This is a genomic window from Microbacterium sp. H1-D42 (assembly GCF_022637555.1).
Lineage (GTDB): Bacteria > Actinomycetota > Actinomycetes > Actinomycetales > Microbacteriaceae > Microbacterium.
The window spans coordinates 270,587-295,288 of record NZ_CP093342.1 but is presented as its reverse complement, the minus strand read 5'-3'; the positions used below and the strand labels follow the sequence as shown (position 1 = coordinate 295,288).

Annotated in this window: 22 protein-coding genes; 13 read left to right on the top strand and 9 right to left on the bottom strand. The window is 69.2% G+C overall.

Annotation, left to right across the window (positions count from 1 at the left end):
• Nucleotides 1-5 precede the first annotated feature (5 nt).
• The 3 genes from MNR00_RS01375 to MNR00_RS01365 all read left to right on the top strand — a co-directional run bounded on the left by MNR00_RS01375 (nucleotide 6) and on the right by MNR00_RS01365 (nucleotide 2,528).
• A complete protein-coding gene (locus MNR00_RS01375; protein WP_241927383.1) occupies nucleotides 6-407 on the top strand; it encodes a RidA family protein in 402 nt (133 codons plus the stop codon).
• A 128-nt stretch (nucleotides 408-535) separates the two neighbouring features.
• Nucleotides 536-1,786 carry a sensor histidine kinase gene (locus MNR00_RS01370; RefSeq protein ID WP_241927382.1) on the top strand — a complete coding sequence of 417 codons (1,251 nt, stop codon included), beginning with the start codon at nucleotides 536-538 and terminating at the stop codon, nucleotides 1,784-1,786.
• A 46-nt stretch (nucleotides 1,787-1,832) separates the two neighbouring features.
• Nucleotides 1,833-2,528 (top strand): response regulator transcription factor, encoded by a 696-nt coding sequence (locus tag MNR00_RS01365; protein ID WP_241927381.1) that lies wholly within the window; start codon nucleotides 1,833-1,835, stop codon nucleotides 2,526-2,528.
• Between the two features lie 60 nt (nucleotides 2,529-2,588).
• On the opposite strand, the gene MNR00_RS01360 is transcribed toward MNR00_RS01365, so the two are convergent.
• The gene (locus MNR00_RS01360; RefSeq protein WP_241927380.1) at nucleotides 2,589-3,212 is read right to left on the bottom strand and encodes a dihydrofolate reductase family protein; all 624 of its coding nucleotides are present in this window, start codon (nucleotides 3,210-3,212) and stop codon (nucleotides 2,589-2,591) included.
• Between the two features lie 129 nt (nucleotides 3,213-3,341).
• Between MNR00_RS01360 and MNR00_RS01355 the strand changes: the two genes are divergently transcribed.
• The 5 genes from MNR00_RS01355 (at nucleotide 3,342) to MNR00_RS01335 (ending at nucleotide 9,143) form a co-directional block, all read left to right on the top strand.
• On the top strand, nucleotides 3,342-5,192 hold the full coding sequence (locus MNR00_RS01355) for an endonuclease/exonuclease/phosphatase family protein (RefSeq protein ID WP_241927379.1): 1,851 nt from the start codon (nucleotides 3,342-3,344) through the stop codon (nucleotides 5,190-5,192).
• Between the two features lie 3 nt (nucleotides 5,193-5,195).
• Nucleotides 5,196-6,374 (top strand): benzoate/H(+) symporter BenE family transporter, encoded by a 1,179-nt coding sequence (locus tag MNR00_RS01350; RefSeq protein WP_241927378.1) that lies wholly within the window; start codon nucleotides 5,196-5,198, stop codon nucleotides 6,372-6,374.
• Between the two features lie 114 nt (nucleotides 6,375-6,488).
• Nucleotides 6,489-7,382, top strand: coding sequence for an ATP-binding cassette domain-containing protein (locus MNR00_RS01345; RefSeq protein ID WP_241927377.1), 894 nt, complete (start codon nucleotides 6,489-6,491; stop codon nucleotides 7,380-7,382).
• The gene (locus MNR00_RS01340; RefSeq protein ID WP_241927376.1) at nucleotides 7,379-8,458 is read left to right on the top strand and encodes an ABC transporter permease; all 1,080 of its coding nucleotides are present in this window, start codon (nucleotides 7,379-7,381) and stop codon (nucleotides 8,456-8,458) included. The genes MNR00_RS01345 and MNR00_RS01340 overlap by 4 nt, the downstream gene beginning before the upstream one ends.
• A 97-nt stretch (nucleotides 8,459-8,555) precedes the next feature.
• A complete protein-coding gene (locus MNR00_RS01335; RefSeq protein ID WP_241927375.1) occupies nucleotides 8,556-9,143 on the top strand; it encodes a nitroreductase family protein in 588 nt (195 codons plus the stop codon).
• A gap of 166 nt (nucleotides 9,144-9,309) precedes the next feature.
• On the opposite strand, the gene MNR00_RS01330 is transcribed toward MNR00_RS01335, so the two are convergent.
• Nucleotides 9,310-11,106 carry a glycoside hydrolase family 15 protein gene (locus tag MNR00_RS01330; RefSeq protein WP_241927374.1) on the bottom strand — a complete coding sequence of 599 codons (1,797 nt, stop codon included), beginning with the start codon at nucleotides 11,104-11,106 and terminating at the stop codon, nucleotides 9,310-9,312.
• 132 nt (nucleotides 11,107-11,238) lie between these two features.
• Between MNR00_RS01330 and MNR00_RS01325 the strand changes: the two genes are divergently transcribed.
• Nucleotides 11,239-12,603, top strand: a complete 1,365-nt coding sequence (locus tag MNR00_RS01325; protein ID WP_241927373.1) for a glucose-6-phosphate dehydrogenase — start codon at nucleotides 11,239-11,241, stop codon at nucleotides 12,601-12,603.
• 131 nt (nucleotides 12,604-12,734) lie between these two features.
• Here the strand turns inward: MNR00_RS01325 and MNR00_RS01320 are convergent, their stop codons facing one another.
• On the bottom strand, nucleotides 12,735-14,885 hold the full coding sequence (locus tag MNR00_RS01320) for an AAA family ATPase (protein WP_241927372.1): 2,151 nt from the start codon (nucleotides 14,883-14,885) through the stop codon (nucleotides 12,735-12,737).
• A gap of 183 nt (nucleotides 14,886-15,068) precedes the next feature.
• On the opposite strand from MNR00_RS01320, the gene MNR00_RS01315 reads away from it, so the two are divergent.
• Nucleotides 15,069-15,707: a hypothetical protein gene (locus tag MNR00_RS01315; protein ID WP_241927371.1), complete on the top strand. Its 639-nt coding sequence runs from the start codon at nucleotides 15,069-15,071 to the stop codon at nucleotides 15,705-15,707.
• Between the two features lie 11 nt (nucleotides 15,708-15,718).
• On the opposite strand, the gene coaBC is transcribed toward MNR00_RS01315, so the two are convergent.
• Complete coding sequence (coaBC, locus tag MNR00_RS01310; RefSeq protein ID WP_241927370.1) at nucleotides 15,719-16,954, bottom strand: bifunctional phosphopantothenoylcysteine decarboxylase/phosphopantothenate--cysteine ligase CoaBC; 1,236 nt, start codon at nucleotides 16,952-16,954, stop codon at nucleotides 15,719-15,721.
• A 97-nt stretch (nucleotides 16,955-17,051) separates the two neighbouring features.
• Here coaBC and MNR00_RS01305 point away from each other — a divergent pair, with 97 nt between their 5' ends.
• Complete coding sequence (locus tag MNR00_RS01305; protein ID WP_241927369.1) at nucleotides 17,052-17,750, top strand: NRDE family protein; 699 nt, start codon at nucleotides 17,052-17,054, stop codon at nucleotides 17,748-17,750.
• A gap of 12 nt (nucleotides 17,751-17,762) precedes the next feature.
• On the opposite strand, the gene MNR00_RS01300 is transcribed toward MNR00_RS01305, so the two are convergent.
• Entirely contained in the window at nucleotides 17,763-18,731 is a 969-nt protein-coding gene (locus MNR00_RS01300; RefSeq protein ID WP_241927368.1) for a helix-turn-helix domain-containing protein, read from the bottom strand.
• 103 nt (nucleotides 18,732-18,834) lie between these two features.
• On the opposite strand from MNR00_RS01300, the gene MNR00_RS01295 reads away from it, so the two are divergent.
• Nucleotides 18,835-19,002, top strand: a complete 168-nt coding sequence (locus MNR00_RS01295) for a hypothetical protein (RefSeq protein ID WP_241927367.1) — start codon at nucleotides 18,835-18,837, stop codon at nucleotides 19,000-19,002.
• Nucleotides 19,003-19,015: 13 nt separating this feature from the next.
• Here MNR00_RS01295 and MNR00_RS01290 read toward each other — a convergent pair whose 3' ends face one another.
• From MNR00_RS01290 to MNR00_RS01275, 4 genes are read right to left on the bottom strand one after another with little or no spacing between them, the layout of a single operon-like run.
• Complete coding sequence (locus tag MNR00_RS01290; protein ID WP_241927366.1) at nucleotides 19,016-20,302, bottom strand: ion channel protein; 1,287 nt, start codon at nucleotides 20,300-20,302, stop codon at nucleotides 19,016-19,018.
• A 14-nt stretch (nucleotides 20,303-20,316) separates the two neighbouring features.
• Entirely contained in the window at nucleotides 20,317-21,960 is a 1,644-nt protein-coding gene (locus MNR00_RS01285) for a SulP family inorganic anion transporter (RefSeq protein WP_241927365.1), read from the bottom strand.
• Nucleotides 21,957-22,889: an HAD family hydrolase gene (locus MNR00_RS01280; protein WP_241927364.1), complete on the bottom strand. Its 933-nt coding sequence runs from the start codon at nucleotides 22,887-22,889 to the stop codon at nucleotides 21,957-21,959. Before MNR00_RS01280 ends, MNR00_RS01285 begins: the two co-directional genes overlap by 4 nt.
• A gap of 29 nt (nucleotides 22,890-22,918) precedes the next feature.
• Complete coding sequence (locus tag MNR00_RS01275) at nucleotides 22,919-23,656, bottom strand: potassium channel family protein (protein WP_241927363.1); 738 nt, start codon at nucleotides 23,654-23,656, stop codon at nucleotides 22,919-22,921.
• A 72-nt stretch (nucleotides 23,657-23,728) separates the two neighbouring features.
• Between MNR00_RS01275 and MNR00_RS01270 the strand changes: the two genes are divergently transcribed.
• A complete protein-coding gene (locus tag MNR00_RS01270) occupies nucleotides 23,729-24,619 on the top strand; it encodes a formylglycine-generating enzyme family protein (protein WP_241928892.1) in 891 nt (296 codons plus the stop codon).
• Nucleotides 24,620-24,702: the final 83 nt, after the last annotated feature.

Sequence of the window (24,702 nt, the reverse complement as noted above, 5' to 3'; positions counted from 1 at the left end):
GAGAAATGACCGAAACCACCGTCATCCGCACCGACGACGCCCCCGCCCCGGCCCACGTCTTCTCACAGGGACTGCGCAAGGGCAACATGCTTCAGGTCTCGGGGCAGGGCCCGATGGATCCGGCGACCAACGCCTACATCGCAGAGGGCGATGTGTACGCACAGACGATGCGCACGCTCGAGAACGTGCGGGCGATCCTCGAGGCCGGCGGAGCCTCGGTCGCCGACGTGCTGATGTTCCGCGTCTACCTCACCGAGCAGAGCCTCTTCCCCGGCATGAACGAGGCCTACGGCGACTTCGTGCACAAGCACGTGCCGAGCGGCGAGCTGCCGTGCCGCACGACGGTGTTCGTAGGGCTGCCGCATCCCGAGATGCTCGTCGAGATCGACGCGCTCGCGGTCGTCTGAATCAGCCCGCGTCATCGGATTCAGGCACCGTCGTCTGAGTCAGGCACCGGGCTGCGCAGGCCGGGCGCGGCGGCGCATCCCCCGCTCGACGGATGTGGGCGGGGGTCGCTCCGCTCTACGGTAGGAGCATGCCCGCATCCGCTTCATTCACGCGCACCCCCACGCCGCGTGACCTGCGACAGGACGTATTGCTCGCGGCGGTCATGCTCGTGGGCGGTGTCATCAGCGCCGGCCTGTCATCGATCGCGCAGATGTACGGCGAGGACCAGGCGCCGCTGTGGTCTGCGCTGCTGGTCGTGCTCGGCGTCGCCGCTCCGCTGGCCGTGCGACGGCGCTGGCCCGCACCGGTCGCGGTCTTCATCGCCGTCGTCTTCTTCGCGAGCGTGTCGCTGAAGGTGCCAGAGGTCTACGTCGTGCAGATCACGATGTTCATCGCGATGTACACGGTGGGCGCATGGATGAACGACCGGCGGGCGGCCATGTGGGTGCGCATCGGGATCATCGTCGGCATGTTCATCTGGCTGCTGGCCGTGATGTACGGCGAGGCGATCAGCGGTGCGGCCGATGCCGATGTCGCAGCAGGGGCGTTCTCGCCGGTGCTGGCGTTCATGATGATCCAGCTGCTGCTGAACGGACTCTACTTCGGCGGTGCGTACTACTTCGGCGAGCGCTCCTGGCACGCCGCCGAGCAGCGCTTCGCGCTGGAGCAGCGCACTCACGAGCTCGAGCGCGAGCGCGAGGTGACCGCTGCGCAGGCTGTCGCGCTCGATCGGGTGCGCATCGCGCGCGAGCTGCATGACGTCGTCGCGCACCATGTGTCGGTGATGGGGGTGCAGGCAGGTGCCGCACGCCTGGTCGTCGATCAGGACCCCGAGCGCGCGAGAGCCATCATGACCAGTGTCGAGGAGGCCTCGCGCGAGGCGATCGGCGACTTCCGCCGACTGCTCGAGACTCTTCGGGCGCCGGGCGGCGAAGACGAGGAGTTTGCGACGATGCTCGGCCTGGCCGACATCGGGCTGCTCGCGCAGTCGTCGCGGGATGCCGGGCTGCCCACCGACTACACGGTGATCGGAACCCCCGTGCCGGTGTCGAGCACTGTGGGCGTGAACCTGTACCGCATCGCTCAGGAGGCGCTGACCAACGCCCGCCGTCACGCCGGCGTCGGCGCGACGGCTGACGTGCGCGTGCGGTACGAGTCGGATGCTGTCGAACTCGAGATCGTGAACTCCGGTCGGGTCACGGCGGCGCCCCGACCCGGCCTCGGCCAGCTGGGCATGCGCGAGCGCGCACTGGCATCCGGCGGGTCGATCGAGCTGCTGCCGCGCCCGCAGGGCGGATTCCGGGTACGCGCCAGCATCCCCCTCACCGCCGCCTCGTGAGCAACTCTCTCCCCCCACTCGACTCTCGCCTCGACGGAAAGCCGACATGCCTGACACTCCCATCCGCGTTCTGCTCGTCGACGACCACGCGATGCTGCGCGCCGGCTTCCGCACCATCCTCGGCACGCAGCCCGACATCGAGGTGATCGGCGAGGCCGCCACAGGGGCCGAGGGTGTGGAGCTCGCACGGCGGCTGCGCCCCGACGTCATCACGATGGACGTGCAGATGCCCGACATGGACGGTCTCGAAGCGACCCGCCTGATCGTGGCGGACAGTGACCTGGCATCCGCCGTCGCGATCGTGACGACCTTCGACCGCGACGAGTACCTGTTCGAGGCCCTGGATGCCGGCGCGAGCGGATTCCTGCTCAAGAACGCCGGCCCCGAAGAGCTGATCACGGCCGTGCGCGCTCTCGCCTCCGGCGACGGGATGCTGGCGCCAGAGGTCACGCGCCGCGTGCTGGCCCGCTTCGCAGCATCCAGCTCGGCGCCTCTCACGGCGACGCCGACAGCTGTCGCCCGCGCGGGTTCGACCGCTGGAGTGCTGAGCGAGCCCCTCACCGAGCGCGAGAGCGAAGTGCTGACGCTGATGGCCGATGCCCGCAGCAACGCCGAGATCGCCGGCGCGCTGTTCATCGGCGAGGCGACGGTCAAGACGCACGTGTCGCGGGTGCTGCAGAAGCTCGGCGCGCGCGACCGCGTGCAGGCCGTCGTCCTGGCCCACCGCCACAACCTGACCTGACCTGACCGCTCCCTGCGCTCCCGCGCCCGATCCCGCTGGGCGAGCGGACGGCGGCGGGCGTCAGTCGCCCATGACGCCGGTCTGCACCTCGCCGGGGAGCGGCGCGTAGCGCAGCAGCAGGGCGCCTCCGTCGCCGGCCTCGGCATGCAGCAGCCGCAGGTTCGCGGGCGCAGCCCCTTCGGGGAACACCTTCTTGCCCTGCCCGAGCACGATCGGATAGACCCACAGCTGCAGCTCGTCGTAGAGCTTCTCGGTGAGCAGCGTCTGCACGAAGTCGATGCTGCCGATCACGTGCACGTCGTTGTGCTTCTCACGCAGTGCCGCGATCTCCGACGCCAGGTCCGCACCCACCCTGGTGCTCCCCTGCCAGTCCAGGCGGATGTCGGCGTCACGCGACGCGACGTACTTCGGCACCCGGTCGAAGAGCTGTCCGATGAACCCCTCCGGCCCGCTCGTGTGGTTCGGCCAGTACCCCGCGAAGATGTCGTAGGTGCGACGACCGAGCAGCAGCGCGTCAAGGGTCTTCATGCCCTCGTCGACGCTGCGGCCGACCGCCTCACTGGGCAGCGGGGCCTGCCAGCCGCCGAACGGGAAGCCGTCGCTGGGGTCCTCCTCCGGACCGCCCGGCGCCTGGGCGACGCCGTCGAGCGTGGTGAACATGTCGATGATGATGCGGCCGGTCATGATGACCTCCCTATCGATGGTCGTTGCTGACCCGTTGACACTCACACCCGGCATCCGCTCTGTCAATCCCCTCTTCGCGCACGCGGCGCGGCGCGCGGCGCCTACGGCGGGGCAGGCCAGACTCGGGGGATGCGAAGGCTCTCTCTCAGCCTGGTCGGCATCGTCGCCGCGTGGCTGCTCATCGACTTCTGGCGGCTGTGGACGCCGTCGCTCATCACGCTCTTCGGGCAGGCCGCCGAGACTCCGCCCGAGATCATGGGCGCGTTCGCGCTGGCGGTGATGGCAGCGCCGCTCGTGGTGGTGGCGTTCGTGTCGCGCCCGGCCCCTGTGCTCGCGGCGTGGCTGCTCATCGCCGCGTTCGCCGTGCGCATCGTCACCCGCATGAATCCGGTCGGCGGTGACGTGCAGCTCTACGGCAGCTCGATCGGCGTGCTCCTCGTCGTCGCTGTGCTGTGCCTGTGCGCCGGGGCGCTCGGCCGCACGCTGGTTCCGAGCGTGTTCGTCGGGGTCGCCGTGAGCACGGCGACGCATGCGATGCTGGGCGGGTACGGCGCAGTGTGGCGATCGGATGCCTGGGACATCGGCCTCCTCATCGTGCAGGCCGTGCTTCTCGCGTTCGCGGTGCGAGGGGCATCCGACGCCCCTCGGGAGCCGGTCTCGCCGCGCACGGCTGTTCTGCTGCTGCCCACGCTGCTGCTGGTACTGCTCGCACTCGGCAATGTCGGCCGCGCGTCGACGATCGACACCGTATGGGGCCCGTCAGTGGTCGTGATCGGGACGGGAGCGACGGCCGTCGTCGCGCTGCTGCCGTCGCCGCGGCAGCGTCCCTGGATCGCCGCCGCGCTGTTGGTCGCGTCGCTCGCCGTGTCACTGCTGGTCGAGGTCGATCGCGCCGGATTCGAGGGGTCGCTCACCCCGTGGGCGCTGATCGCGTTCGCTGTGGGCCCAGCGGCGGCCGCTCGGATGCTGCTGTTCGCGGGCCCTGGGCACTCGGTTCGCCTGTCGGCGCTGGGAGCGGGAATCGGCTCGGTGATCTGGACGGCGCTGTTCTTCGCGTACTACGCCGGCTACGACCTCGGCTACCGGGCCGACCTCGTGATCGTCGTGGCGGCGGTCGCGATGGCGGCGTGGGTGCTCGCCTACCGCGCCGGGGGCGAGATGTCGGATGCTGACGAGCGGGCCGCCGAGCGCAGGATGGACGATTCGGGTGCCAGGGCCGTCGCCGGTGTCGCGGTGGGCGCGGTGGCGGCGACCGCCGTCGCCCTGGTCGCACCGTTCGTGACGGTCCCCACGGTCGACGCGCGCCCAGCCGCGGCTGACGACGAGCTCAGCGTCACGGCCTACAACGTGCGGATGGGCTACGGCCTCGATGGCCGGTTCGACCCGATCGCGGTGGCCGAGCAGATCCGCTCCTCTGGAGCGCACGTGGTGCTGCTCAGCGAGGTCGATCGCGGGTGGCTGCTCAACGGCGGGCAGGATCAGCTGTCGATCCTGGCTCGGATGCTGGACATGCGCGTGGTCTTCGGCCCCGCCGCCGACCCGGTGTGGGGCGATGCGATCCTCACCGATCTGCCGATGTCGGATGCCTCGTCCACGAAGTACCCGATGTTCGACGCGCTCACCGGCGCTGCGTACACCTCGGCCACGGTGACCTGGGACGGCAAGGACGTCAGCGTCATCGCCACGCACCTGCAGCCCGACGGCAACGAGACGGATGCCACCGATCGGCAGGCCGCTCTGTTCGCGGATGCCATCACGTCGGCGGACAGTCCGGTCATCGCCGGCGGTGACCTCAATACGACGCGTGGTTCCGCCGCGTGGGCCACGCTGATGGCATCCGGCGCCGAAGATGCCTTCGCTGACGCCAGCGAGAAAGCGCAGATCGATCATCTGCTGCTCTCGGGCATGAGCGTCACGGATGCCGAGGTCGTCGAGTCGCACCTGTCGGATCACCCGATGATCACCGCGACGGTGAAGTGACGCATGACAGACGCCGCCCGCACCTCTCTGTCGCGCCCGATCACGGCCGGTGTCGTCACCGCCCTGGTGGGCTTCACGAGTTCGTTCGCGGTCGTGCTCACCGGCCTCGATGCGGTCGGCGCCAGCCCCGCACAGGCCGCCAGCGGCCTGCTGATCCTCAGTCTCACGATGGGCATCGCGTGCGTGATCCTGGCGTGGAGATATCGGATGCCGATCACCGCCGCCTGGTCGACGCCTGGCGCCGCGCTGCTGGCCGCGGTCAGCGCAGTGGAAGGCGGATGGCCGGCCGCGGTCGGTGCGTTCATCGTCGTCGCCGCGCTCATCCTGCTGACCGCCCTCGTCCCCCGGATCGGGGCTCTGATCGCCACGATCCCCCCGTCGATCGCTCAGGCCATGCTCGCCGGCGTCCTGCTGCCGCTGTGCCTCGCCCCGATCACCGGACTCGTCGCCAACCCGTGGGGCGTCGTCCCCGTCGTGCTGACGTGGCTGGTGTTCGCGCGGATCGCACCACGCTGGGCGGTGCCGCTGGCGTTCGTGGCCGCCACAGTCGTCGTGATCGTCGGCATCGCAGCATCCGACACGGTCGTCGACCCTGCCCTGCTCATCCCCACGCTGGAGTTCACCTCCCCCACCTTCACGCTCGGGTCGAGCATCGGCATCGCACTTCCGCTGTTCATCGTGACGATGGCGTCACAGAACGTACCGGGCATCGCCGTGATGCGCAGCTATGGCTACGAGGTGCCGTGGCGCCCGGCGATGCTCGTCACCGGCGTCGGCTCGGCCATCGGCGCTCCGTTCGGCGGGCACGCCATCAACCTCGCCGCGATCAGCGCTGCTCTCGCCGCAGCCCCCGACGCTGAGCCCGACCCTGCCAGGCGGTGGGTGGCCGGCGTCTCGACCGGCATCTCGTACATCGTGCTCGGCGCGTTCTCGGCGGTGTTCGCGGCACTGGTGCTGCTGGCGCCAGCCGCGGTGATCCCGGCAGTCGCCGGCCTCGCACTGTTCGCCGCGTTCGGCTCGTCGGTGCAGCAGGCGATCGATGACCCCGGCGAGCGGATGCCCGCCGTCGTGACGTTCCTGGTGGCAGCATCCGGCATCGCCCTGTTCGGCATCAGCGCCGCGTTCTGGTCGCTGGTGGCGGGACTGCTCGTGCGGGCCGTGCTGCACCTCGGCCGGCGCTGACCTCGCCCCATGCCCGCCCCCGGGCTCGCTGGGCCGGTCCGCCGGACGGCGGAGTCCCCACAATCCACCGCAGGGGGGATGCCCGGCATCCACTCGCCTCCATAACGTGGAGGTATGCAAGGACAACTGAGTCTCGACGGGATCACCAAGAGCTACGGCTCGCGGACCGTGCTCGATGGCATCCGGTTCGAGGTCGCTCCAGGCCGACTGACCGGATTCGTCGGCGGCAACGGTGCGGGCAAGACGACCACGATGCGCATCATCCTCGGTGTGCTGGCCGCCGACGGCGGCACCGTCACCCTGGACGGCACGGCGGTGACAGCATCCGACCGCCGCCTCTTCGGCTACATGCCGGAGGAACGAGGGCTGTACCCGAAGATGAAGGTGCTCGAGCAGATCGTGTATCTCGCGCGCCTGCACGGCTTCGCGAAGTCGGATGCCACCGAGCGCGCCACCGCACTGCTGACCGAACTCGGACTCGGCGAGCGCCTAGAGGACAAGATCGAGTCGCTGTCGCTCGGCAACCAGCAGCGCGCGCAGATCGCCGCCGCCATCGTGCACGACCCCGAGGTGCTCATCCTCGACGAGCCGTTCTCGGGCCTCGACCCGATCGCGGTCGACGTCGTCGCCGGCGTGCTGCAGGCCCGTGCCGCGCAGGGCGCCGCGATCCTGTTCTCGTCACACCAGCTCGATGTCGTCGAGCGGCTGTGCGATGACCTGATCATCATCGCCGACGGCACGATCCGCGCCGCCGGGTCCCGCGAGCAGCTGCGCGCGCAGCACTCCACGCTGCAGTACGAGCTGCAGTCGTCGGCCGATGTCGGCTGGCTGCGCACACAGCCCGGCGTGACGGTGCTCGACTTCGAGGGCGGTTCGGCCCTGTTCGATGTCGACTCCCCCGATACAGCGCAGCGCGTGCTGCAGCAGGCCGTCACCCGCGGCGCGGTCACGACGTTCGCACCCCAGCATCCTTCGCTCGCTCAGATCTTCAAGGAGGTCATCGCATGACCAACTCGACCCCCCAGGCCGTGTGGCTCGTCGCCGAGCGCGAGATCGCCTCGAAGCTGCGCAGCAAGGCGTTCATGATCTCCACCGGCATCCTGCTGCTCGCAGCCCTCGTCGGCGTGCTCATCGGCGGGTTCAACAGCGCGTCGCCGGAGCCCGACGCGGTCGCCGCGACCGCGCAGACCGCGTCGATCGTCGAAGCCGTGCCGAACACCAAGGTGACCGAGGTCGATGACCGCGCCGAGGCCGAGAAGCTCGTGAAGTCCGGCGATGTCATCGCTGCGGTGATCCCCGGCGACGAGTCCGGCTTCGGATACGTGCTGCTGGCGAAGGAGGACGCGCCGACGAGCCTGTTGATGGCGCTGTCGCAGACGCCCACCGTCGAGATCCTCGAGCCCGCCGGAACCGATCCGCTGGTGCGCTACATCGTCGCCCTCGGCTTCGGTCTGGTCTTCCTGATGGCCGCATCGACCTTCGGCGGCACGATCGCGCAGAGCGTGGTGGAAGAGAAGCAGACCCGCGTGGTCGAGCTGCTGATCTCGGCGATCCCCACCCGGGTGCTGCTGGCCGGCAAGGTGATCGGCAACACGATCCTGGCGATGGCGCAGATCATCCTGCTCGCCGCGATCGCCGTGGTCGGCCTGATCGTCACAGGGCAGCAGGAGCTGCTCAGTGGCATCGGCGCGCCGATCCTGTGGTTCGCGGTGTTCTTCCTGTTCGGGTTCATCCTGCTCGCCTCGCTGTACGCGGCGGCGGCGTCGATGGTGTCGCGGCAGGAGGACATCGGCTCGACCACCATGCCGCTGATCATGCTGGTGATGCTGCCGTACTTCCTGGTGATCTTCTTCAACGACAACCCCGTCGTGCTGACGATCCTGTCGTACGTGCCGTTCTCGGCGCCTGTGGGCATGCCGATGCGCCTGTTCGTCGGCGAGGCGCAGTGGTGGGAGGCGCTGCTCTCGCTCGCGATCCTCATCGCCAGCTGTGTCGGTGCCATCTGGGTCGCCGCGAAGATCTACGAGAACTCGCTGCTGCGGATGGGTGCGCGCGTGAAGCTGGGCGAGGCGCTGCGCGGCTGACAGCACGATCAGCAACAGGAACATGCGGACGAATAGACTGGGGTGATTGTGGACGATGAGGTCCTTTCGCTGCACTACTTGAAAGGCCTCATCCCACATGAGCAACACCGTCATCGACCGCGCCGCCCAGACCGAGCACCCCGTGCTCGACGTGCTCGCCGAGCGCTGGAGCCCCCGCGCCTACGACGCCGAGACTCCCATCGATGAGGCGAAGCTGGCATCCGCTCTCGAGGCCGCCCGCTGGTCGCCGAGCGCGAGCAACTCGCAGCCCTGGCGGTTCATCGTGGCTCGGCGCGGATCGGCCGCGCACCACGGCATCCACTCGGCGCTGATGGGCTTCAACCAGGTGTGGGCCGGCGACGCCGCCGTGCTGATCGTCGCGATCACCGAGACCACTGACGCCGACGGCGCCCCGATCAGCCACGCGGTCTACGACCTCGGTCAGGCCGTCGCGCACCTCTCGGTGCAGGCGCACCACGACGGTCTGCACGTGCACCAGATGAGCGGCTTCGTCGCTGACCAGCTGCGCGAGACCTTCGGGATCGACGAGCGTCTGACCCCGATGACGGTGCTCGCGCTCGGCGACCTCGGCGATGCGACACGGCTGCCCGAGGCGCTGCAGGAACGCGAGGTCGCCCCGCGCACCCGCCGCCCGATCGACGAGACCCTGCTCGTCAACGCCTGATGCCGCTCGCCGCCGAGCTCCCTGTCGCCGCCGCCCTCCTGGTCACCGCTCCTCCTGGTCACCGCTCCTCCTGGCCGTCGCCGCCCCTCCTGGCCGTCGCCGCCCCTCCTGGCTTACGTCGACAGACAGGGGCGGGGGCGATGAACAGGGGCAGGGACGAAGCGAACTACCGCGGGCGCAGCTCGGTGCGGGTGAGGGCATCCGCGGCGCGCACCAGCGCCAGGTGGCTGAACGCCTGCGGGGTGTTGCCGAGCTGACGGCCCGCGACCGGATCGTACTCCTCGGCCAGCATCCCCACGTCGTTCGTCAGCGCGCACAGCCGCGCCATCAGCGCCTCGGCCTCGTCGCGGCGCCCGGTCGCGGCGTACTGCTCGACCAGCCAGAACGAGCAGGCCAGGAATGGGCTCTCTCCCCCGGTCAGCCCGTCGACTCCCGTGTCGGTGCGGTAGCGGTGCACGAGCCCATCGTGCAGAAGCGTCTTCTCGATCTGCTCGACAGTCGCCAGCATCCGCGGGTCATCCGGCGTGCAGAAGCCGACCTCGGCCAGCAGCAGCAACGACGCGTCGACCTCGGTCGAGCCGTAGTACTGCGTGAAGTACCCGTCGGTGACGCCCTGACTGTCGATCTCAGCGCGCATCCGGTCGCGCAGCGCGCGCCAGCGATCGACAGGACCGTCCAGCCCGTGCTCCTCTACGGCGCGCACCCCGCGATCGAACGCCGCCCAGATCATCGCGCGCGAATGCGTGAACAGGTGCGGCTCGCCGCGGATCTCCCACAGCCCGTGATCCGGCCGATCCATCGCCTCAGCGGCGAACTGCAGCAGTTTGCGCTCCAGCGGCCACGAGAACTGCGTCTCGGTGAGTCCAGCCGCCCGCGCGGCGGACAGGGTCACGAGCACCTCGCCGACCACGTCCGCCTGGTACTGCGCCGCCGCGCCGTTGCCGACCCGCACCGGCGATGACCCCTCGTAGCCGGGCAGGGAGCTGAGCGTGTACTCGGTGAGACCCCGCTCGCCGGCCAGTCCGTACATGATCTGCAGATCGGCCGGGTCACCGGCGACCGCCCGCAGCAGCCATTCTCGCCAGTGCTCGGCGAGCGCGACGAAGCCGTGGTCGAGCAGCGCCTCGAGCGTGAGGGCGGCGTCGCGCAGCCACACGTAGCGATAGTCCCAGTTGCGCTCGCCGCCGATCTCCTCTGGCAGGGCCATCGTCGCGGCCGCCGCGATGCCTCCAGTGACGTGATTGGTCAACGCACGCAGGATCAGCAGCGACCGCACGACGTCCTCGTGATGAGGGCCGCTGTGCTCGATCTCGTCGGCCCAGCTCTGCCACCAGCCCTTGGTGACCTCCAGCGCCTCATCGACCTCGAGCGCGGCGGGCGCGGGGTAGTACGACGGGAACCACGTCAGGTGCAGATCGCGTGTCTGGCCGGCCCCCACCGTCACCTCACCGACGTGCTGGTGCCCTTTCGCGCGCAGCGCCCCGCCACGCAGCACCAGAGCGTCCGGTCCCGCCATCGCCACGACCTCGGGATGCGCGCGCGTGCCGGTCTGCCGCACCCATGGCAGGGCGCGGGAGTAGTCGAATCGGATGCTGAGCTGCTGCCGCAGCGTCATGCTCCCCCGCACGCCGATCACGCGCCTGATCAGGTCGGTGCGGCGCAGGTGGACACCAGGGTCGGGGTCGATCGGCATGAAGTCATGCACCTCGGCGACGGCATCGCCGACCTCCCAGCGAGTGATCAGCACGAAGGTGTCGTCGTCGTAGCGACGAGAGCTGGTCGCGTCGGGATCGGTCGGGCGCAGTTCCCAGCGGCCGTGATCCTCGTCGCCGAGCAGCGCCGCGAAGGTGCTGGGCGAGTCGAGTCTTGGCAGGCAGAGCCAGTCGACGCTCCCCTCCCGCGAGACCAGCGCCGCGGTGCGGCAGTTGCTGAGAAGGGCGTAATCCTCGATGCGCGAAGCCACCTTCCGCAGTCTTCCACGCAGGGGGATCGGATGCCAGCATCGGGCGTTCAGGAAGAACTCGGCACTGCTGTCGTGGGATGCTCGCCGGGTCACGGCGTGCGCTTCACCGCTGAGGCGACTATCGTCTGCCCCATGCCGACCACGACCCTTTTCATCCTCGGAGCCTCGGGCGACCTCACCTCGCGGCTGCTGCTGCCCTCGCTCGCGGCGCTGATGTCGAAGCATCCCAAGCGAAAGGTGATCCTGCGCGGCGCCGGCAGCGAGGACTGGGATGCGACGACGTGGCGCGCGGCGGTGACCGAGGCGTTCACCGACGCGCCGGAGGCCCTGGCGCACGTCACGCTCTCGGACTATCGGCAGGCTGATGTGACGGATGCTGGTGCCGTCGCATCCCTCGTCGAGAGCCTCGAGCCGTCGACGGTGCTGTACTTCGCGCTGCCTCCGGCCGTGACCGCTGCGGCCATCGACGCCATGGCGGGGCTGACGCTGCCGGCGGGGACAGTGCTGGCGATGGAGAAGCCGTTCGGCGAGGACGAGGCCAGCGCGCGGGCGCTGAACGAGAAGCTGCTGGCGCTGGTGCCGGAGCAGCAGGTCTTCCGCGTCGATCACTTCCTGGGCCGGTCGACGCTGCTGAACCTGCTCGGCGTGCGCCTCGCGAACCGCATCTGGGAGCCGGTGTGGTCAGCCGAGCACATTCAGGCGGTGCTGATCCGGTTCGATGAGAGCGTGGCGCTGGAGGGTCGCGCGCGCTACTACGACAAGGCCGGCGCCATGATCGACATGATCCAGAGCCACCTGCTGCAGGTGCTCGCGCTGCTGGCGATGGATCCGCCGGCGACGCTCGACGAGCGCGATCTGCGTGACGCGAAGGCGGCCGTGCTGCGGGCGACGCACGTGTTCGGTGATGACGTGAACGAGTCGACGCGGCGCGCCCAGTACACCGCGGGGCGGGTGGGCGACCGCGATCTGCCCGCGTACCGGGATGAAGACGGCGTGGATGCCGCTCGCCAGACGGAGACCCTCGCCGAGGTCGTGTTCGAGGTGGCGAGCGACCGCTGGGCGGGGGTGCCGTTCGTGCTGCGCTCGGGAAAGGCGCTGCCGAAGAAGTGCTCCGAGGTCGTGGTGACGTTCAAGCCGGTGCGGCACCTGCCGCCTGGCCTGTCTGGCGTGCCGGCGGATGGCGGACGCCTGACGTTCTCGCTCGGCCCGGACGAGATGTCGCTGCGGCTGCATGTGACCGGCGGCGATGATCCGTTCGCGCTGCGCGAGGAGAACCTGCTGGCCGACCTCGGCGAAGGCCAGCAGCGCTCCTATGAGGAGGTGCTCGACGAATTGCTCGACGGTGACGTCGCGCTGTCGGTGCGCGCCGATGAGGCTGAGGAGTGCTGGCGCATCATCCAGCCGGTGCGCGATGCGTGGGCATCCGATGCGGTGCCAATCGAGGAGTACGCGGCCGGGTCACCGGGCCCGGCCGCGTGGGCCACCTCACAAGCCTGACTCTGGTACGGATGGCGGGAGCGTGTACGTGTGGCGGGCAACACGCCGAGGTATCTCCCCGCCATCCGTACATTTTCCCGCCATCCGTACCGCGGGTGGTCGGGTCGGCCGGTCGGGCCGGACGGCACTGGTTACGACGACTGGCTGGTCAGCACCAGGCCGGAGCCGTCGGCTGCGACATCGACACGCACGGTGTCTCCGTCGTGGACACCGCCCGAGAGCAGCGCCGTCGCGAGACGGTTCTGCACCTCGGTCTGGATCAGCCGGCGCAGCGGCCGAGCACCGAACACCGGGTCGTAACCGCGCTCGGCGAGCCAGGCACGGGCATCCGGAGTCACCGCCAGCGTGAGCCGGCGATCGGCGAGCCGCTTCTGCAGCTGATCGACCGACAGCTCCACGATCTGCGCCAGGTCGTCCTCGGAGAGCGCCTGGAACATCACGATGTCGTCGAGCCGGTTCAGGAACTCCGGGCGGAACGACTGCCGTACCAGGCCCATCACCGCCTCGCGCTTGTCCTCCGTCGACATGACCGGATCGATCAGGATCGGCGAGCCGATGTTCGAGGTCAGGATCAGGATCACGTTCGAGAAGTCGACCGTGCGGCCCTGACCGTCCGTCAGGCGCCCGTCATCGAGCACCTGCAGCAGCACATCGAACACCTCGGGGTGCGCCTTCTCGACCTCGTCGAGCAGCACCACCGAGTAGGGGCGACGACGCACGGCCTCGGTCAGCTGACCGCCCTGCTCGTAGCCGATGTAGCCAGGAGGGGCGCCGACCAGGCGCGAGACCGAGTGCTTCTCGCCGTACTCCGACATGTCGATTCTGACCATGGCGTGCTCGTCGTCGAAGAGGAACTCCGCGAGCGCCTTGGCCAGCTCTGTCTTGCCGACGCCAGTGGGTCCGAGGAACAGGAACGAACCGGTGGGACGACCGGGGTCGCTGATGCCGGCGCGGGAGCGGCGGACAGCATCCGACACCGCCTTGACGGCGTCTTTCTGCCCGATCAGGCGCTTGCCGAGCTCGTTCTCGAGGTGCAGCAGCTTCTCGCTCTCGCCCTGCATGAGCTTGCCGACGGGAATGCCCGTCCACGCGGCGATCACGGCGGCGATGTCCTCGTCGCTGACCTGCTCGTTGACCATCCGCCCCTCGCTGGAGACAGCCGCCTCGGCGGCCTCGGCCTCAGCGATCTGCGTCTGCAGCTGCTTGATCGTCTCGTACTCGAGCTTGGATGCCCGCGTGTAGTCGGCCTCGCGCATGGCGAGGTCGCGCTGCGTGACGGCGTCATCGAGCTTCTTCTTCAATTCGCCGACGCGGTTCAGGCCCTGGCGCTCGCGCGCCCAGCGCTCTTCGAGTCCCGCCAGCTCGCGCTCGAGGTCGACCAGCTGCTCGCGCAGGGTCGCCAGGCGCTCCTTCGAGGCGGCATCCTTCTCGCGCTTCAGGGCGAGCTCTTCGAGCTTCATCCGGTCAACCTGCCGCTTGAGCTCATCGATCTCGACGGGCGACGAATCGATCTCCATCTTCAGTCGCGACATGGCCTCATCGATCAGGTCGATCGCCTTGTCTGGCAGCTGACGACTCGGCAGATAGCGGTTCGAGAGCGCGGCCGCAGCGACGAGCGCGCCGTCGGCAATGGTCACCCCGTGGTGCGCCTCGTAGCGCCCCTTGAGTCCGCGCAGGATCGCGATGGTGTCCTCGACCGAGGGCTCGCCAACGTAGACCTGCTGGAAGCGGCGCTCGAGAGCGGCATCCTTCTCGATGAACTCGCGGTACTCGTTGAGCGTCGTGGCACCGATCAGCCGCAGCTCGCCGCGGGCGAGCATGGGCTTGAGCATGTTGGATGCTGCCACCGAGCCCTCCCCGCCGCCGGCGCCCATCAGCACATGCAGCTCGTCGATGAAGGTGATGACCTTGCCGTCGGATTCGGTGATCTCCTTGAGCACGCTCTTCAGCCGCTCCTCGAACTGGCCGCGGTACATCGCACCAGCGACGAGTGCCGAGATGTCAAGCGAGATGAGCTCCTTGCCCTTGAGGGATTCGGCGACGTCTCCCGCGACGATGCGCTGAGCGAGTCCTTCAGCGACGGCGGTCTTGCCGACGCCGGGCTCGCCGATCAGCACCGGATTGTTCTTGGTGCGCCGGGTGAGCACCTGGCTCACGCGACGAATCTCACTGTCGCGGCCGATCACCGGGTCGAGTTTGCCCTGGCGGGCGCGATCGGTGAGGTTGATGCCGAACTGCTCGAGGGCGCTCTGCTGCTCTTCGTTCTGTGCGGGGTTGGTCATTCGTTCCTCCTGGGGAGACTCCTTCAAAGTTGAGTGGTGATGACTCAAGTTTAGCAGGAGCGCAGCCCGGATTGGCAAGCGCAGACGTACGGAACAGCGCACCGGAGCGGCCGCGCACCCCCAACCGCCGACCACCCCGCGCCCGGCCCTCGTGCCCCGGCGATCCCGGCTATGGTGAGCGGCATGGAGCACCAGCGGATGCGCCGTCGCCGGCGTCTCGCCCGCATCGCGGGCACAGCAGGCGTAACCGCGCTGTTCGTCGCGGCCATCTGGATCGACCTCGCGACCGGGATATGGCAGCAGGCGGTCATCATCTCCGGCATCGCCGCCGGCCTCCTCACGTTCCTGCTCACCTCGCTGTTCTTCGACCGATGGACGGCCAACGCAGCACACCAGCGCTGGTACCCCGTCACACATCTCGCGCTCACGGACCTGCTGCACGCGCTCTGTGACGACGAGCGCAGCATGGTCAGCCGCGGCGTCGCCGTGCCGCGTTCGATCACGACCGCGGAGACCACCGACCACGATGCGGTGCTGATCGCCATCTCGGAGGCGCGCAGGAGCGTCACCGACGCGCTGGCGCGCTGGGCTGGCTTCCTGGCCTCCAGCGCCGACGTGCGCAGGCTGATGGACCACATCGCCAGGCTCGCCCTCCAGTTGGATGTGGCTCGCGACGCCGTACTGGCCGCCGAATCCGCCCCCACCGATCGGGCTGCACACGACAGCATGACCGGCGCGCTGACGGCAGCCGATCGCACGATGAACGACGCCACCGCCGAGATCGAGCAGACGCTGCGGGCTCTGCACGCGAGAGCGGACTGAACGCGCCCGGATCAGAGCCCTTCGGCGATGGCATCCCAGATCGCGTCGGCGACGACGCGCTTCGCTCCGGATGCCGTCGCCACGACCGCCCCGTCATCCCCGATCACCTGCACGGCGTTCTCGGCCGCCTCGAAACCGCGGTCCCAGCCGACCTCGTTCACCACGAGCAGGTCCACGCCCTTGCGCTCGCGCTTGCGCCGCGCGCGGGCGAGCAACTCGGCGTGGTCGTCCGGAGTCTCGGCGGCGAACGCCACGATGAGCTGCCCGGGCTGGCGGCGTGCGGCCAGGCCCGAGACGATGTCCTCGGTCTCGATCAGCTCGATGCTCTCCAGCCCGCCGGACTCCTTGGTGAGCTTGCCCTCCGACACGTCGACCGGGCGGTAGTCCGCCACCGCCGCCGCCATCACGATCACGGCCGCATCGTCAGCCAACGATCGCATGACGGCGCCGAGCTCGGCCGCGGTTCCGGCGTGCTCGATGCGGATGAGCGGATGCTGCGCAGCATCCGACAGCACGGAATCGTCGACGTTCGCGCACACGAGCACCACCTCGGCGCCGCGCTCGGCCGCGGCGATCGCCAATGCGACCCCCTGCCGACCGCTGGAGCGGTTGCCGAGATAGCGGACCGGATCGATCGGCTCGCGGGTTCCTCCAGCCGAGACAATGGCCCGCAGGCCGTCGAGGTCCTGCTCGCCGTCGAGATCCCGCAAGCCGAGATCGCGGTCGCCGACGATGGCGAGCGCCGCCTCGACGATCTGCTCGGGCTCCAGCATCCGCCCCGGCCCGGAGTCACCGCCGGTGAGCTCCCCCGAGTCGGGGCCGAGCACGGCCACCCCGCGTGCGCGCAGCGTCGCGACGTTCGCCTGGGTCGCCGGATGCCGCCACATCTCGGTGTGCATGGCCGGCGCGATCGCGACGGGCGCGGTCGTGGCGAGCAGAGTCGTGCCGACCAGGTCGTCGGCCAGCCCCGCCGCCATCTTCGCGATGGTGTTCGCGGTGGCCGGGGCCACGATGATCAGTTCGGCGGCCTGGCCGAGCGCGACGTGGCGCACCCGCGCGACGTCCTCGTGCACACTGGTGGTGACCTGGTTGCGGCTGATCGCCTCCCACGTGGGCAGGCCGACGAAGCGCAGTGCGTCCTCGGTGGGCACGACGGTCACCTCGTGTCCTGCCTTGATGAGCAGGCGCACCAGATGCACCGACTTGTACGCGGCGATGCCGCCTGTCACTGCGACGACGATGTTCACGCCTCCGATTCTGCCCCAGGGCGCCGGTGCCGGGCATCCGATTCCGACTGACGTTCTGCGAGCCGACTCGGATCGGGCCCGCCATAGACTCGGCAGCATGTGCACCGTGATCATCGATGTCGAACTGGGCGATGTGCGGATGCTGGCCGTGCGCGACGAGGATCCGCAGCGCGACTGGGATGATCTCGGCCCGTGGTGGCCGGAGACGTATCCGGACGTGATCGGCATCCGGGACCGCCGCGCCGGCGGCGCCTGGCTGGCCTACGACCCCGAGGCGGGGCGCCTGGCCGTGCTGCTGAACCGCGCCGACCTGCTCGACGTGCCCGCGGATCAGCTGGCCTCCCGCGGCGCCGTGGTGCTCGAGTCCGTCGCCGGGCGCTCGCCCGAGGGCACGCCCCGCACACACGGTTTCAACCTGCTCGAAGTCTCGCCCGAGCACTCCCGCGTGCTCACCTGGAACGGCGCCGCACTGCGCGAGACGCCGGTCACCCCTGGCGTGCACATGATCGCGCACGACGACCTCGACGATGCCGCGACACCGCGCATCGAGAAGTGGCTGCCCCGGTTCCGCGCCGAGGCGCGGGAGACGTCGGATGCCCCTGACTGGGCATCCCACTGGATCGACCTGCTCGCCGAGACGACCTCACTCGACCCGACCGACGATCGGGCCATCATCCGCGACAACCGCGGACACGGCTATCCGACGCTCTCGCTGCTGTACGTCACGGCCGAGGTCGGCTCCGAGGTCGTGAACGCCGGCTCGCACATCCTGTCGCGTCCCGGCCACTGGAACTGACGGCCGCGCGTCCTACGCGACCTCCGCCGGAACCGCACAAGTGAAGCGCGCGCGGTAGGCCGTGGGCGTGGTGTCGAGCACGCGGGCGAAGCTCTGCCGCAGCACGGCGGCGGACCCGAATCCGCACTCCTGCGCGATCTGCTCCAGGCTCAGATCCGTGCGCTCCAGCATGCGCTGTGCGTGGATGACCCGCTGGCGGTTGAGCCACGAGGCGGGGGTCGTGCCGAACTCCGACTTGAAGCGGCGCGCGAACGTGCGGGGCGACATGAGCGCGTGAGCGGACATCTCCTCGACGGTCAGCTCGTCGCGAAGATTCTGCACGGCCCAGCCGGCGACGCCTGAGAGGGAGTCGCTGGAGACCTCGAGCAGCGGGCGGTCGACGTACTGCGCCTGGCCGCCGTCGCGCTGCGGCGGGACGACCATCCGCTTCGCGATGCGGTTCGCCATCTCCGCACCCAGCTCGATGCGCAGCAGATGCAGGCACGCATCGATGCCGGCCGCGGTGCCGGCCGAGGTGATGATGCGCCCGTCCTGCACGAAGAGCACGTCGGGGTCGACCTCGATCTGCGGGTACATGGCCGCGAGCGTGGACGCGTACATCCAGTGCGTCGTCGCCCTGCGACCGTCGAGCTGTCCGGATGCCGCCAGCACGAACACTCCACTGCAGACGCTCACCACCCAGGCATCCCTCGTGACGGCGGCGACGGCGAGGTCGATCAGGCGCGCATCGATGTGCGCCCAGCTCTCGCGAGGCAGAGGGCAGAAAACCACGATGTCGGCCTCGTGGGCGAAGGAGAGGTCGTGCTCGACGTTCACCGAGAAGCCGAGCTTCGACCGCACGGCCCCCGGCTGCGGTGCGACGACGCGGAAGTCGAAGTTCGGCACCCCGTCGGCGCTGCGGTCGAGCCCGAACACCTCGCAGGCCACACCGAACTCGAAGGGCGCGAAGCCCTCATCGATCACACAGGCCACGGTCTTCATCGACGTCCCTCCTCGGCAGCACGGGCCACGTTGGCAGTTTTCCGACGAACCATGTCCGTCCTGCCACTCGTGGCTGATTTCATCCGATCATAGTCTTTCTGCCATGTTCATCGTCATCATCATCGCAGCCCTGGCCCTCTGGGGCCTCATCGCCACCATCGTCGACCTCCGCCGAGACGGCTACCGACGCACGCCGACCGACTGGTCGCGCATTCCCGATACCGGACTCGATCCACTGCACCGCGCCGAGGTCGGCACGACGTACCGCTGAATCGGCGACCTGATCAGGTCGCAGGCGTCTCGTCCGCGGGACGCGCGATCAGCTCGGGCGATGCCGTCACCACCAGCCAGACCGGCAGGACGATCACGCACAGCATCGGAAGCACGTGGATGTCACCCACCAGCACGACACCGAGGAACAGTGCGATCCATCCGTCGTGCGTCGCCACGAGCGTTGCGCCGAGCACGGCGCAGGCGACAGCGAGCGCCAGCGGCGTCCCGGGGAACAGCGCTGCGGCCAGCAGGCCGAGTGCGACGCCGATGAACACGATGGGGAACACCCGACCGCCACGGAAACCCGCTGCCGCTGCGATGACCAGGGCGAGCAGCTTCACCCCGGCGAACAGTGCCAGCTGCCCCACTGAGTAGGCTCCGGGATCGGCGAGCAGGGCACCGGTCTCATTCAGCCCCTTGAACATCGTCATCGGACCGCCGATGACGGCGAGCACACCGAGCAGGGCACCGCCGAGCGTGGTGAACAGCAGTGGGTTGCCCAGCGCGTGGAACGCTCGATGCACGATCGGCAGCAACATCGCCCCGACGATGACGATCAGCGCCGCGCCGATCGCGATGCCGGTACCCACCAGCGCGTCGACGACATCGAGCTCCCCGACCGGAGGAAGAGTGAAGGTCATGGCGTGCGCGCCGAGCAGCTTCGTCGTGATCGCGCCGGATGCCGCCGCAGCGAGCGGCAGGAAGAGCTTGTCCCACAGTGCTCCCTCGCCCTTGATCGCGCCGACTGCACCGGTGAGCACGAGAGCAGCAGCGACAGGAGTGCCGAAGAGTGCACCGATCGTCGCGGCCATGGCGAAGACCGCGGCCAGCTTCGGTGGTACGCCTGCTGCAAAGCGGGCTAGCAGCGCGACGGCCAATGCGCTGTTGATGCCGATGATTGGGTTCTCCGGACCGAGGCTCACCCCTCCTGCCAGTCCGAGCACGACGGCGATCGCCAGCGAGGGCAGCGCGATGAGCTTCGGTGGTTCAGCATCCAACTCACCCACGGCGGAATCGGGCCCGCCGTGTCCTGGCAGGTAGCGCACGGCCGCCCCGACCGCCGCGCCGGTCAGGGTGAGCACGCCGAAGACCCAGAACGGGTTGTCGGGGCCGAACCCGAATGCCCCGGGAAGGAATTCCCAGAGCACGTTCTGCAGGCCGCCCGACACCAGGTCGAGCACCCACAGCATCAGAGCGGAACCGATGCCGACGGCAATCGCCGGCACGGCCATCACCATCAGCCGACGTGCCCGTGTGGCTCGCCGCGGTCCGGTAATGCTCTCGCCCGCGTCGCTCATCCCCGCTCCCGCCGTCAGTCGCCGCGTCCGCGCATTGCGGCATCGAGCGTGCCGTACACCCGCCCATGCTGTTCCAGCGCTGAGAACCAGCCGCCGCGGCGTGCGACCAGCGCGGCGGTCTCGGGTACCGAGGCGAGCCGCAGCTCGATGCCGCGCGCGGCGAGCTCCTGGTCGAGATCCGTGAGGGTGTCGAGCACGGTGACCGGCAGCACACGCATCTCCCCTGCATCCAGCGCGAGCGCTCGCAGGCCGGGAGCAGCGTCGGCTGCGGCCAGCATCGCATTCTCGTACGGCAGCACGTTCGCGGTGTACATCGGCCCCTGCAGCCGCACCGGCAGCACGCCGTCGCGCACCTCGCCGACGTCGAGACGGATGCGGTTGAGCTCGCGGAATATCGCGAGAAAGGTACCGAACACCCCGACGGCGACCGCGAGCAGCAGGCCGGCGGTGAGACCGACGAACGCTGTGAACGCGGCGATCCAGAAGTCGGTGCGGTTCAGACGCCACAACCGTGCAAGCCCTGGCAGGTCGATCAACCCGGCCACGGCCACGAACACGAGTGCGGCGAGCGTGGCCTGCGGCATGAGGCTGAGCACGGGCCCGAGGAACACTGCGACCAGCACTGCGAGCAGCACGGTGACGATCGAGGCGAGTTGCGACCTCGCCCCCGCCGCCTTGTTCACCGCACTCTGGGAGAAGCCGCCGGCCGCCGGGAGCACCTGGAAGAATCCGCCGATCACGTTCGCAGCACCGGTGGCGAACAGTTCGCGGTTGCTGTCGATCTGCGGCTCCCCCACCTCGCGGATGCCGCGCGCCACCGCGCTGGACTCCAGGAAGGCCATCACGGCGATCGCCAGCGCACCGGGGAGCAATCCGCCGATGTGCGCGAACGACGGAAGCTCGAACGGCGGGAACCCCTGGGGCACCGGTGAGATGAGCGCGACGCCAGCATCATTCAGGCCCGTGAGCGCGATCAGCAGGATGCCGACGGCCACCACGACCAGCGGGCCGGGCACGCGCGGCAGGAATCGGGTGAACAGGATGAGAGCGAGTATCGACCCGACCGAGAGCAGCATGGTCGGCACGTTGGCCGCTGGAATCGCCTCGATCGCGCCGATGACCGAGCGAATGAAGCCATGCCCGGAGTACTCGCTGTCGACGCCGAGCAGTTTGGGCAGTTGCCCTGCGGCGACGGTCGCACCCACACCGACCTGCACGCCCAGCATCGTCGGCTTGGAGATGTACCCCACGGTGCTGCCGAGACGCAGCAGCCGCGCCAGCACCAGGATCACGCCGACCATCAGGGTGAGCGCCATCAGGTCGGGCACCGGGTTCTCGGAGTTCGCTGCGACGCCGGCCGATACCAGCGTGGTCGCCGTCAGTGTCGCGATCGTCGACGTGGTCGACACGCTCATCGCGCGCGATCCGCCCAGCAATGCGTACACGAGCATCGGAACCATGCACGTGTACAGGCCGATCTGCACTGGCATGTTCGCGATGGTCGCGTAGGCCATCGCCTGCGGTACGACGACGGCGCCGGCCGAGAGGCCGGCGACGATGTCGCGTGCGATCCACTCGCGCCGGTAGCGGTGCAGTGTGGGCGCGAGCCAGTCTCGAGAAGTGGAATCGGATGCCGCGGGCGGCGTCCTCGAGGTCATCCCTCGTCCTGCGTGGGGAACACCTGCGACCAGTCGTCGGCGACGCTGATCACCGTGATGTCCTCGGCTGCGAGCGCCAGTTCGGCACCCTTGTCGTACGGCTGGTCGCCGCGGCCGGATTGGTCGTCGTGGTGCACGAGCAGGCCGAGGCCACGGCGTCCGGTGCCGTCGCCGACCGCGAACTGCAGCATCGGCAGGTCGCCGTTGGCGTTGCCCGCCGCGAGCAGTGGGCGTCGGCCCGTGCGGCTCCAGATGCGCACCGGCTTGATCTGCCCGTCGTCGAGGAAGTCGAGGTTCGCCGAGTACCGCACCGTGCGAGTCTCGGCGTCGTAGGTGAGCCCGTACGCCGAGCCGATCACCCGCTCCGGCGGGATGCCGTAGTACTCCTGGGTGACGCTGCGCATGAAGTCCCGCTCACCGGCGGACGCGATGTAACAGGTGAAGCCGTGCGCCTCGAGGTAGCGCAGCAGTTCGCGCATCGGCTGATACACGGCACCCGAGAAGGGCGTGCCGAGGGTGGGGTGCGTCGCGGTGCGGAAGAAGTCGGCGACGGATGCTGCATAGTCGGCCACCGACACCCCGTCGGTCAGCCCGATCAGGGCCCCCAGCAGCACCTGCAGGTCCGAGTCGTCACCGCCGTAGTGCTTCTCGACGGCCCCGCCGATCCAGGCGAGGTCTCCCGTGGCGACGGCCGTGTACGGTTGCCGCTCGGCGAGCGAGGGATCGGCCTGCAGCTCTGCCTTCCACTGCCCGATGATGTAGTCGAGCTGGATGATCACCGGCTTCTCCGACCACAGCGTGCCGTCGTTGTCGAACACGGCGATGCGCTCATCGACGGGCACGGCGTCGGGGCCGGTGGTGACCGATTCGACGAAGTCGATGATCGTCCGGCGAGTGGCGGTCTCACGCCACGAGGGCAGATTGGTCATGGCGCTCCTCCAGTGGTGATGCCGTCAGGTTACGACACCGTGCGATCATCGCCACCCTCCGACTCACCCGATTCGAGCGAGGAGCGGAGTGCTGCGATCTCCGCTTGCAGAGCGTGGATGTCACTCCGCGTCGCGGTGGCCGCCGCATCATCTCCACGCGCACCGCGCTCGACCACCCACGAGGCGAGGGTGGCGGTGATGATTCCGGCGAGCGCGACGCCGCCGAACATCAGCACGACCCCGACGAGCTTGCCAGTCGTCGTCACCGGCGTCAGGTCGCCGAACCCCGTTGTCGTGGCGGTCACGCACGCCCACCACAGGGCATCGCCGAAGCTGATGATCGTCGCCCCATCGGCGTGGCGTTCAGCGTCGAGCACCTGCAGGGAGGCGATGTAGATCAGGATCGCCGTCGAGGCAAGACCGTAGACCATGATCCGGGTACGCAGCGCCGCCGCGTGCGTGCGTCGCCGGCCGGGCAGTCGGGTGAGGATCTTCGCCACTCGCACCAGTCGCAGCACCGGGATCAGGGTGATTGCGAGATCTGGGAGATGCCGGCGGAACCACGGCCACTTGCGCGGCGCGATGGCCAGCCGTACGAGGTAGTCCACGACGAACGCCGCCCAGGTGACGATGATCACGATGTTCGCGACGAGCGCGGCAGGCCCATCGGCCGCAGTGATCACCCGCCATGAGTAAGCGAGCAGGAACGCTATCGAGGCGGCGAGCAGTGCCGGGCCCGTGCGACGTCGCCAGGTCGTCTCATCCACGACGACATCATGTCAGCAAGCCGGCGGTTCGAGGAAGACTACGGTGGATGCATGGCGGATGACCTGCGCGCGATGATCGAGATTCCCGGTGGCACCTTCCAGATGGGATCCGACGAGTTCTACCCGGATGAGCGCCCGGTGCACGAGCGCCGGGTGGAGTCGTTCCGCATCGACCGGTTCGCGGTCACGAACGCCGACTACGCGGCTTTCGTCGACGAGACCGGGTATGTCACGGTGGCTGAGCGGCCGCTCGATGCGGCCGCGTACCCCGGCGTCGCCACCGAGGACCTCGTACCCGGAGCGATGGTGTTCACGCCGACCAAGGGGCCCGTCGACCTGCGCGACTGGCGCCAGTGGTGGCGGTGGGAGCCGGGGGCGCACTGGCGGGCCCCGTTCGGCAGGACGTCCTCGATCGACAGCAGCATGGACCATCCCGTCGTGCACATCGCGTACGACGATGCCGTCGCCTACGCCGAATGGGCGGGAGGGCGGCTGCCCAGTGAGGTGGAGTACGAGTACGCCGCGCGTGGTGGCGTGGACGGCGCGCGGTTCGCATGGGGTGAGGAGGCGTACCCCGGCGGTCGGGCCCTCGCGAACTCCTGGCTCGGACGCTTCCCGTACGACAACCGCGGCGTGGGCGGCACGGCGCCAGTCGGCTCGTACCCCGAGAACGGGTACGGCCTGTACGACATGATCGGCAACACCTGGGAGTGGACCACCGACTACTACTCGCCGCGGCACGTCGTGCCGTTGGCGCAGACGGTGGATGCTGGAAAGCGGCAGAATCTGCTGGCCGTCGCCTCCGCGCGCGAAGGAGAGCAGATCCCGCGCCGGGTGCTCAAGGGCGGCTCGTTCCTGTGCTCGCCGGACTACTGTCTGCGCTTCCGGCCGGCCGCGCGCTCGCCTCAGGCGGAGGACACTGGCATGTCGCATGTCGGCTTCCGCCTGGCATCCGATCTCTGACCGGCGGTTACCCACTCTTTCGCGCCACCTCCCCGGACGCTACTGTTCGGGTGAGGAATCTCAGCGCGCACTTCGGAGGGTGT

Bases quoted from the DNA above. Each gene is read 5' to 3' on its own strand.
- MNR00_RS01375 (WP_241927383.1), top strand. From the start codon at position 6: ATGACCGAAACCACCGTCATCCGCACCGACGACGCCCCCGCCCCGGCC.
- MNR00_RS01370 (WP_241927382.1), top strand. From the start codon at position 536: ATGCCCGCATCCGCTTCATTCACGCGCACCCCCACGCCGCGTGACCTG.
- MNR00_RS01365 (WP_241927381.1), top strand. From the start codon at position 1,833: ATGCCTGACACTCCCATCCGCGTTCTGCTCGTCGACGACCACGCGATG.
- MNR00_RS01360 (WP_241927380.1), bottom strand. From the start codon at position 3,212: ATGACCGGCCGCATCATCATCGACATGTTCACCACGCTCGACGGCGTC.
- MNR00_RS01355 (WP_241927379.1), top strand. From the start codon at position 3,342: ATGCGAAGGCTCTCTCTCAGCCTGGTCGGCATCGTCGCCGCGTGGCTG.
- MNR00_RS01350 (WP_241927378.1), top strand. From the start codon at position 5,196: ATGACAGACGCCGCCCGCACCTCTCTGTCGCGCCCGATCACGGCCGGT.
- MNR00_RS01345 (WP_241927377.1), top strand. From the start codon at position 6,489: ATGCAAGGACAACTGAGTCTCGACGGGATCACCAAGAGCTACGGCTCG.
- MNR00_RS01340 (WP_241927376.1), top strand. From the start codon at position 7,379: ATGACCAACTCGACCCCCCAGGCCGTGTGGCTCGTCGCCGAGCGCGAG.
- MNR00_RS01335 (WP_241927375.1), top strand. From the start codon at position 8,556: ATGAGCAACACCGTCATCGACCGCGCCGCCCAGACCGAGCACCCCGTG.
- MNR00_RS01325 (WP_241927373.1), top strand. From the start codon at position 11,239: ATGCCGACCACGACCCTTTTCATCCTCGGAGCCTCGGGCGACCTCACC.
- MNR00_RS01320 (WP_241927372.1), bottom strand. From the start codon at position 14,885: ATGACCAACCCCGCACAGAACGAAGAGCAGCAGAGCGCCCTCGAGCAG.
- MNR00_RS01315 (WP_241927371.1), top strand. From the start codon at position 15,069: ATGGAGCACCAGCGGATGCGCCGTCGCCGGCGTCTCGCCCGCATCGCG.
- MNR00_RS01305 (WP_241927369.1), top strand. From the start codon at position 17,052: ATGTGCACCGTGATCATCGATGTCGAACTGGGCGATGTGCGGATGCTG.
- MNR00_RS01300 (WP_241927368.1), bottom strand. From the start codon at position 18,731: ATGAAGACCGTGGCCTGTGTGATCGATGAGGGCTTCGCGCCCTTCGAG.
- MNR00_RS01295 (WP_241927367.1), top strand. From the start codon at position 18,835: ATGTTCATCGTCATCATCATCGCAGCCCTGGCCCTCTGGGGCCTCATC.
- MNR00_RS01290 (WP_241927366.1), bottom strand. From the start codon at position 20,302: ATGAGCGACGCGGGCGAGAGCATTACCGGACCGCGGCGAGCCACACGG.
- MNR00_RS01285 (WP_241927365.1), bottom strand. From the start codon at position 21,960: ATGACCTCGAGGACGCCGCCCGCGGCATCCGATTCCACTTCTCGAGAC.
- MNR00_RS01280 (WP_241927364.1), bottom strand. From the start codon at position 22,889: ATGACCAATCTGCCCTCGTGGCGTGAGACCGCCACTCGCCGGACGATC.
- MNR00_RS01270 (WP_241928892.1), top strand. From the start codon at position 23,729: ATGATCGAGATTCCCGGTGGCACCTTCCAGATGGGATCCGACGAGTTC.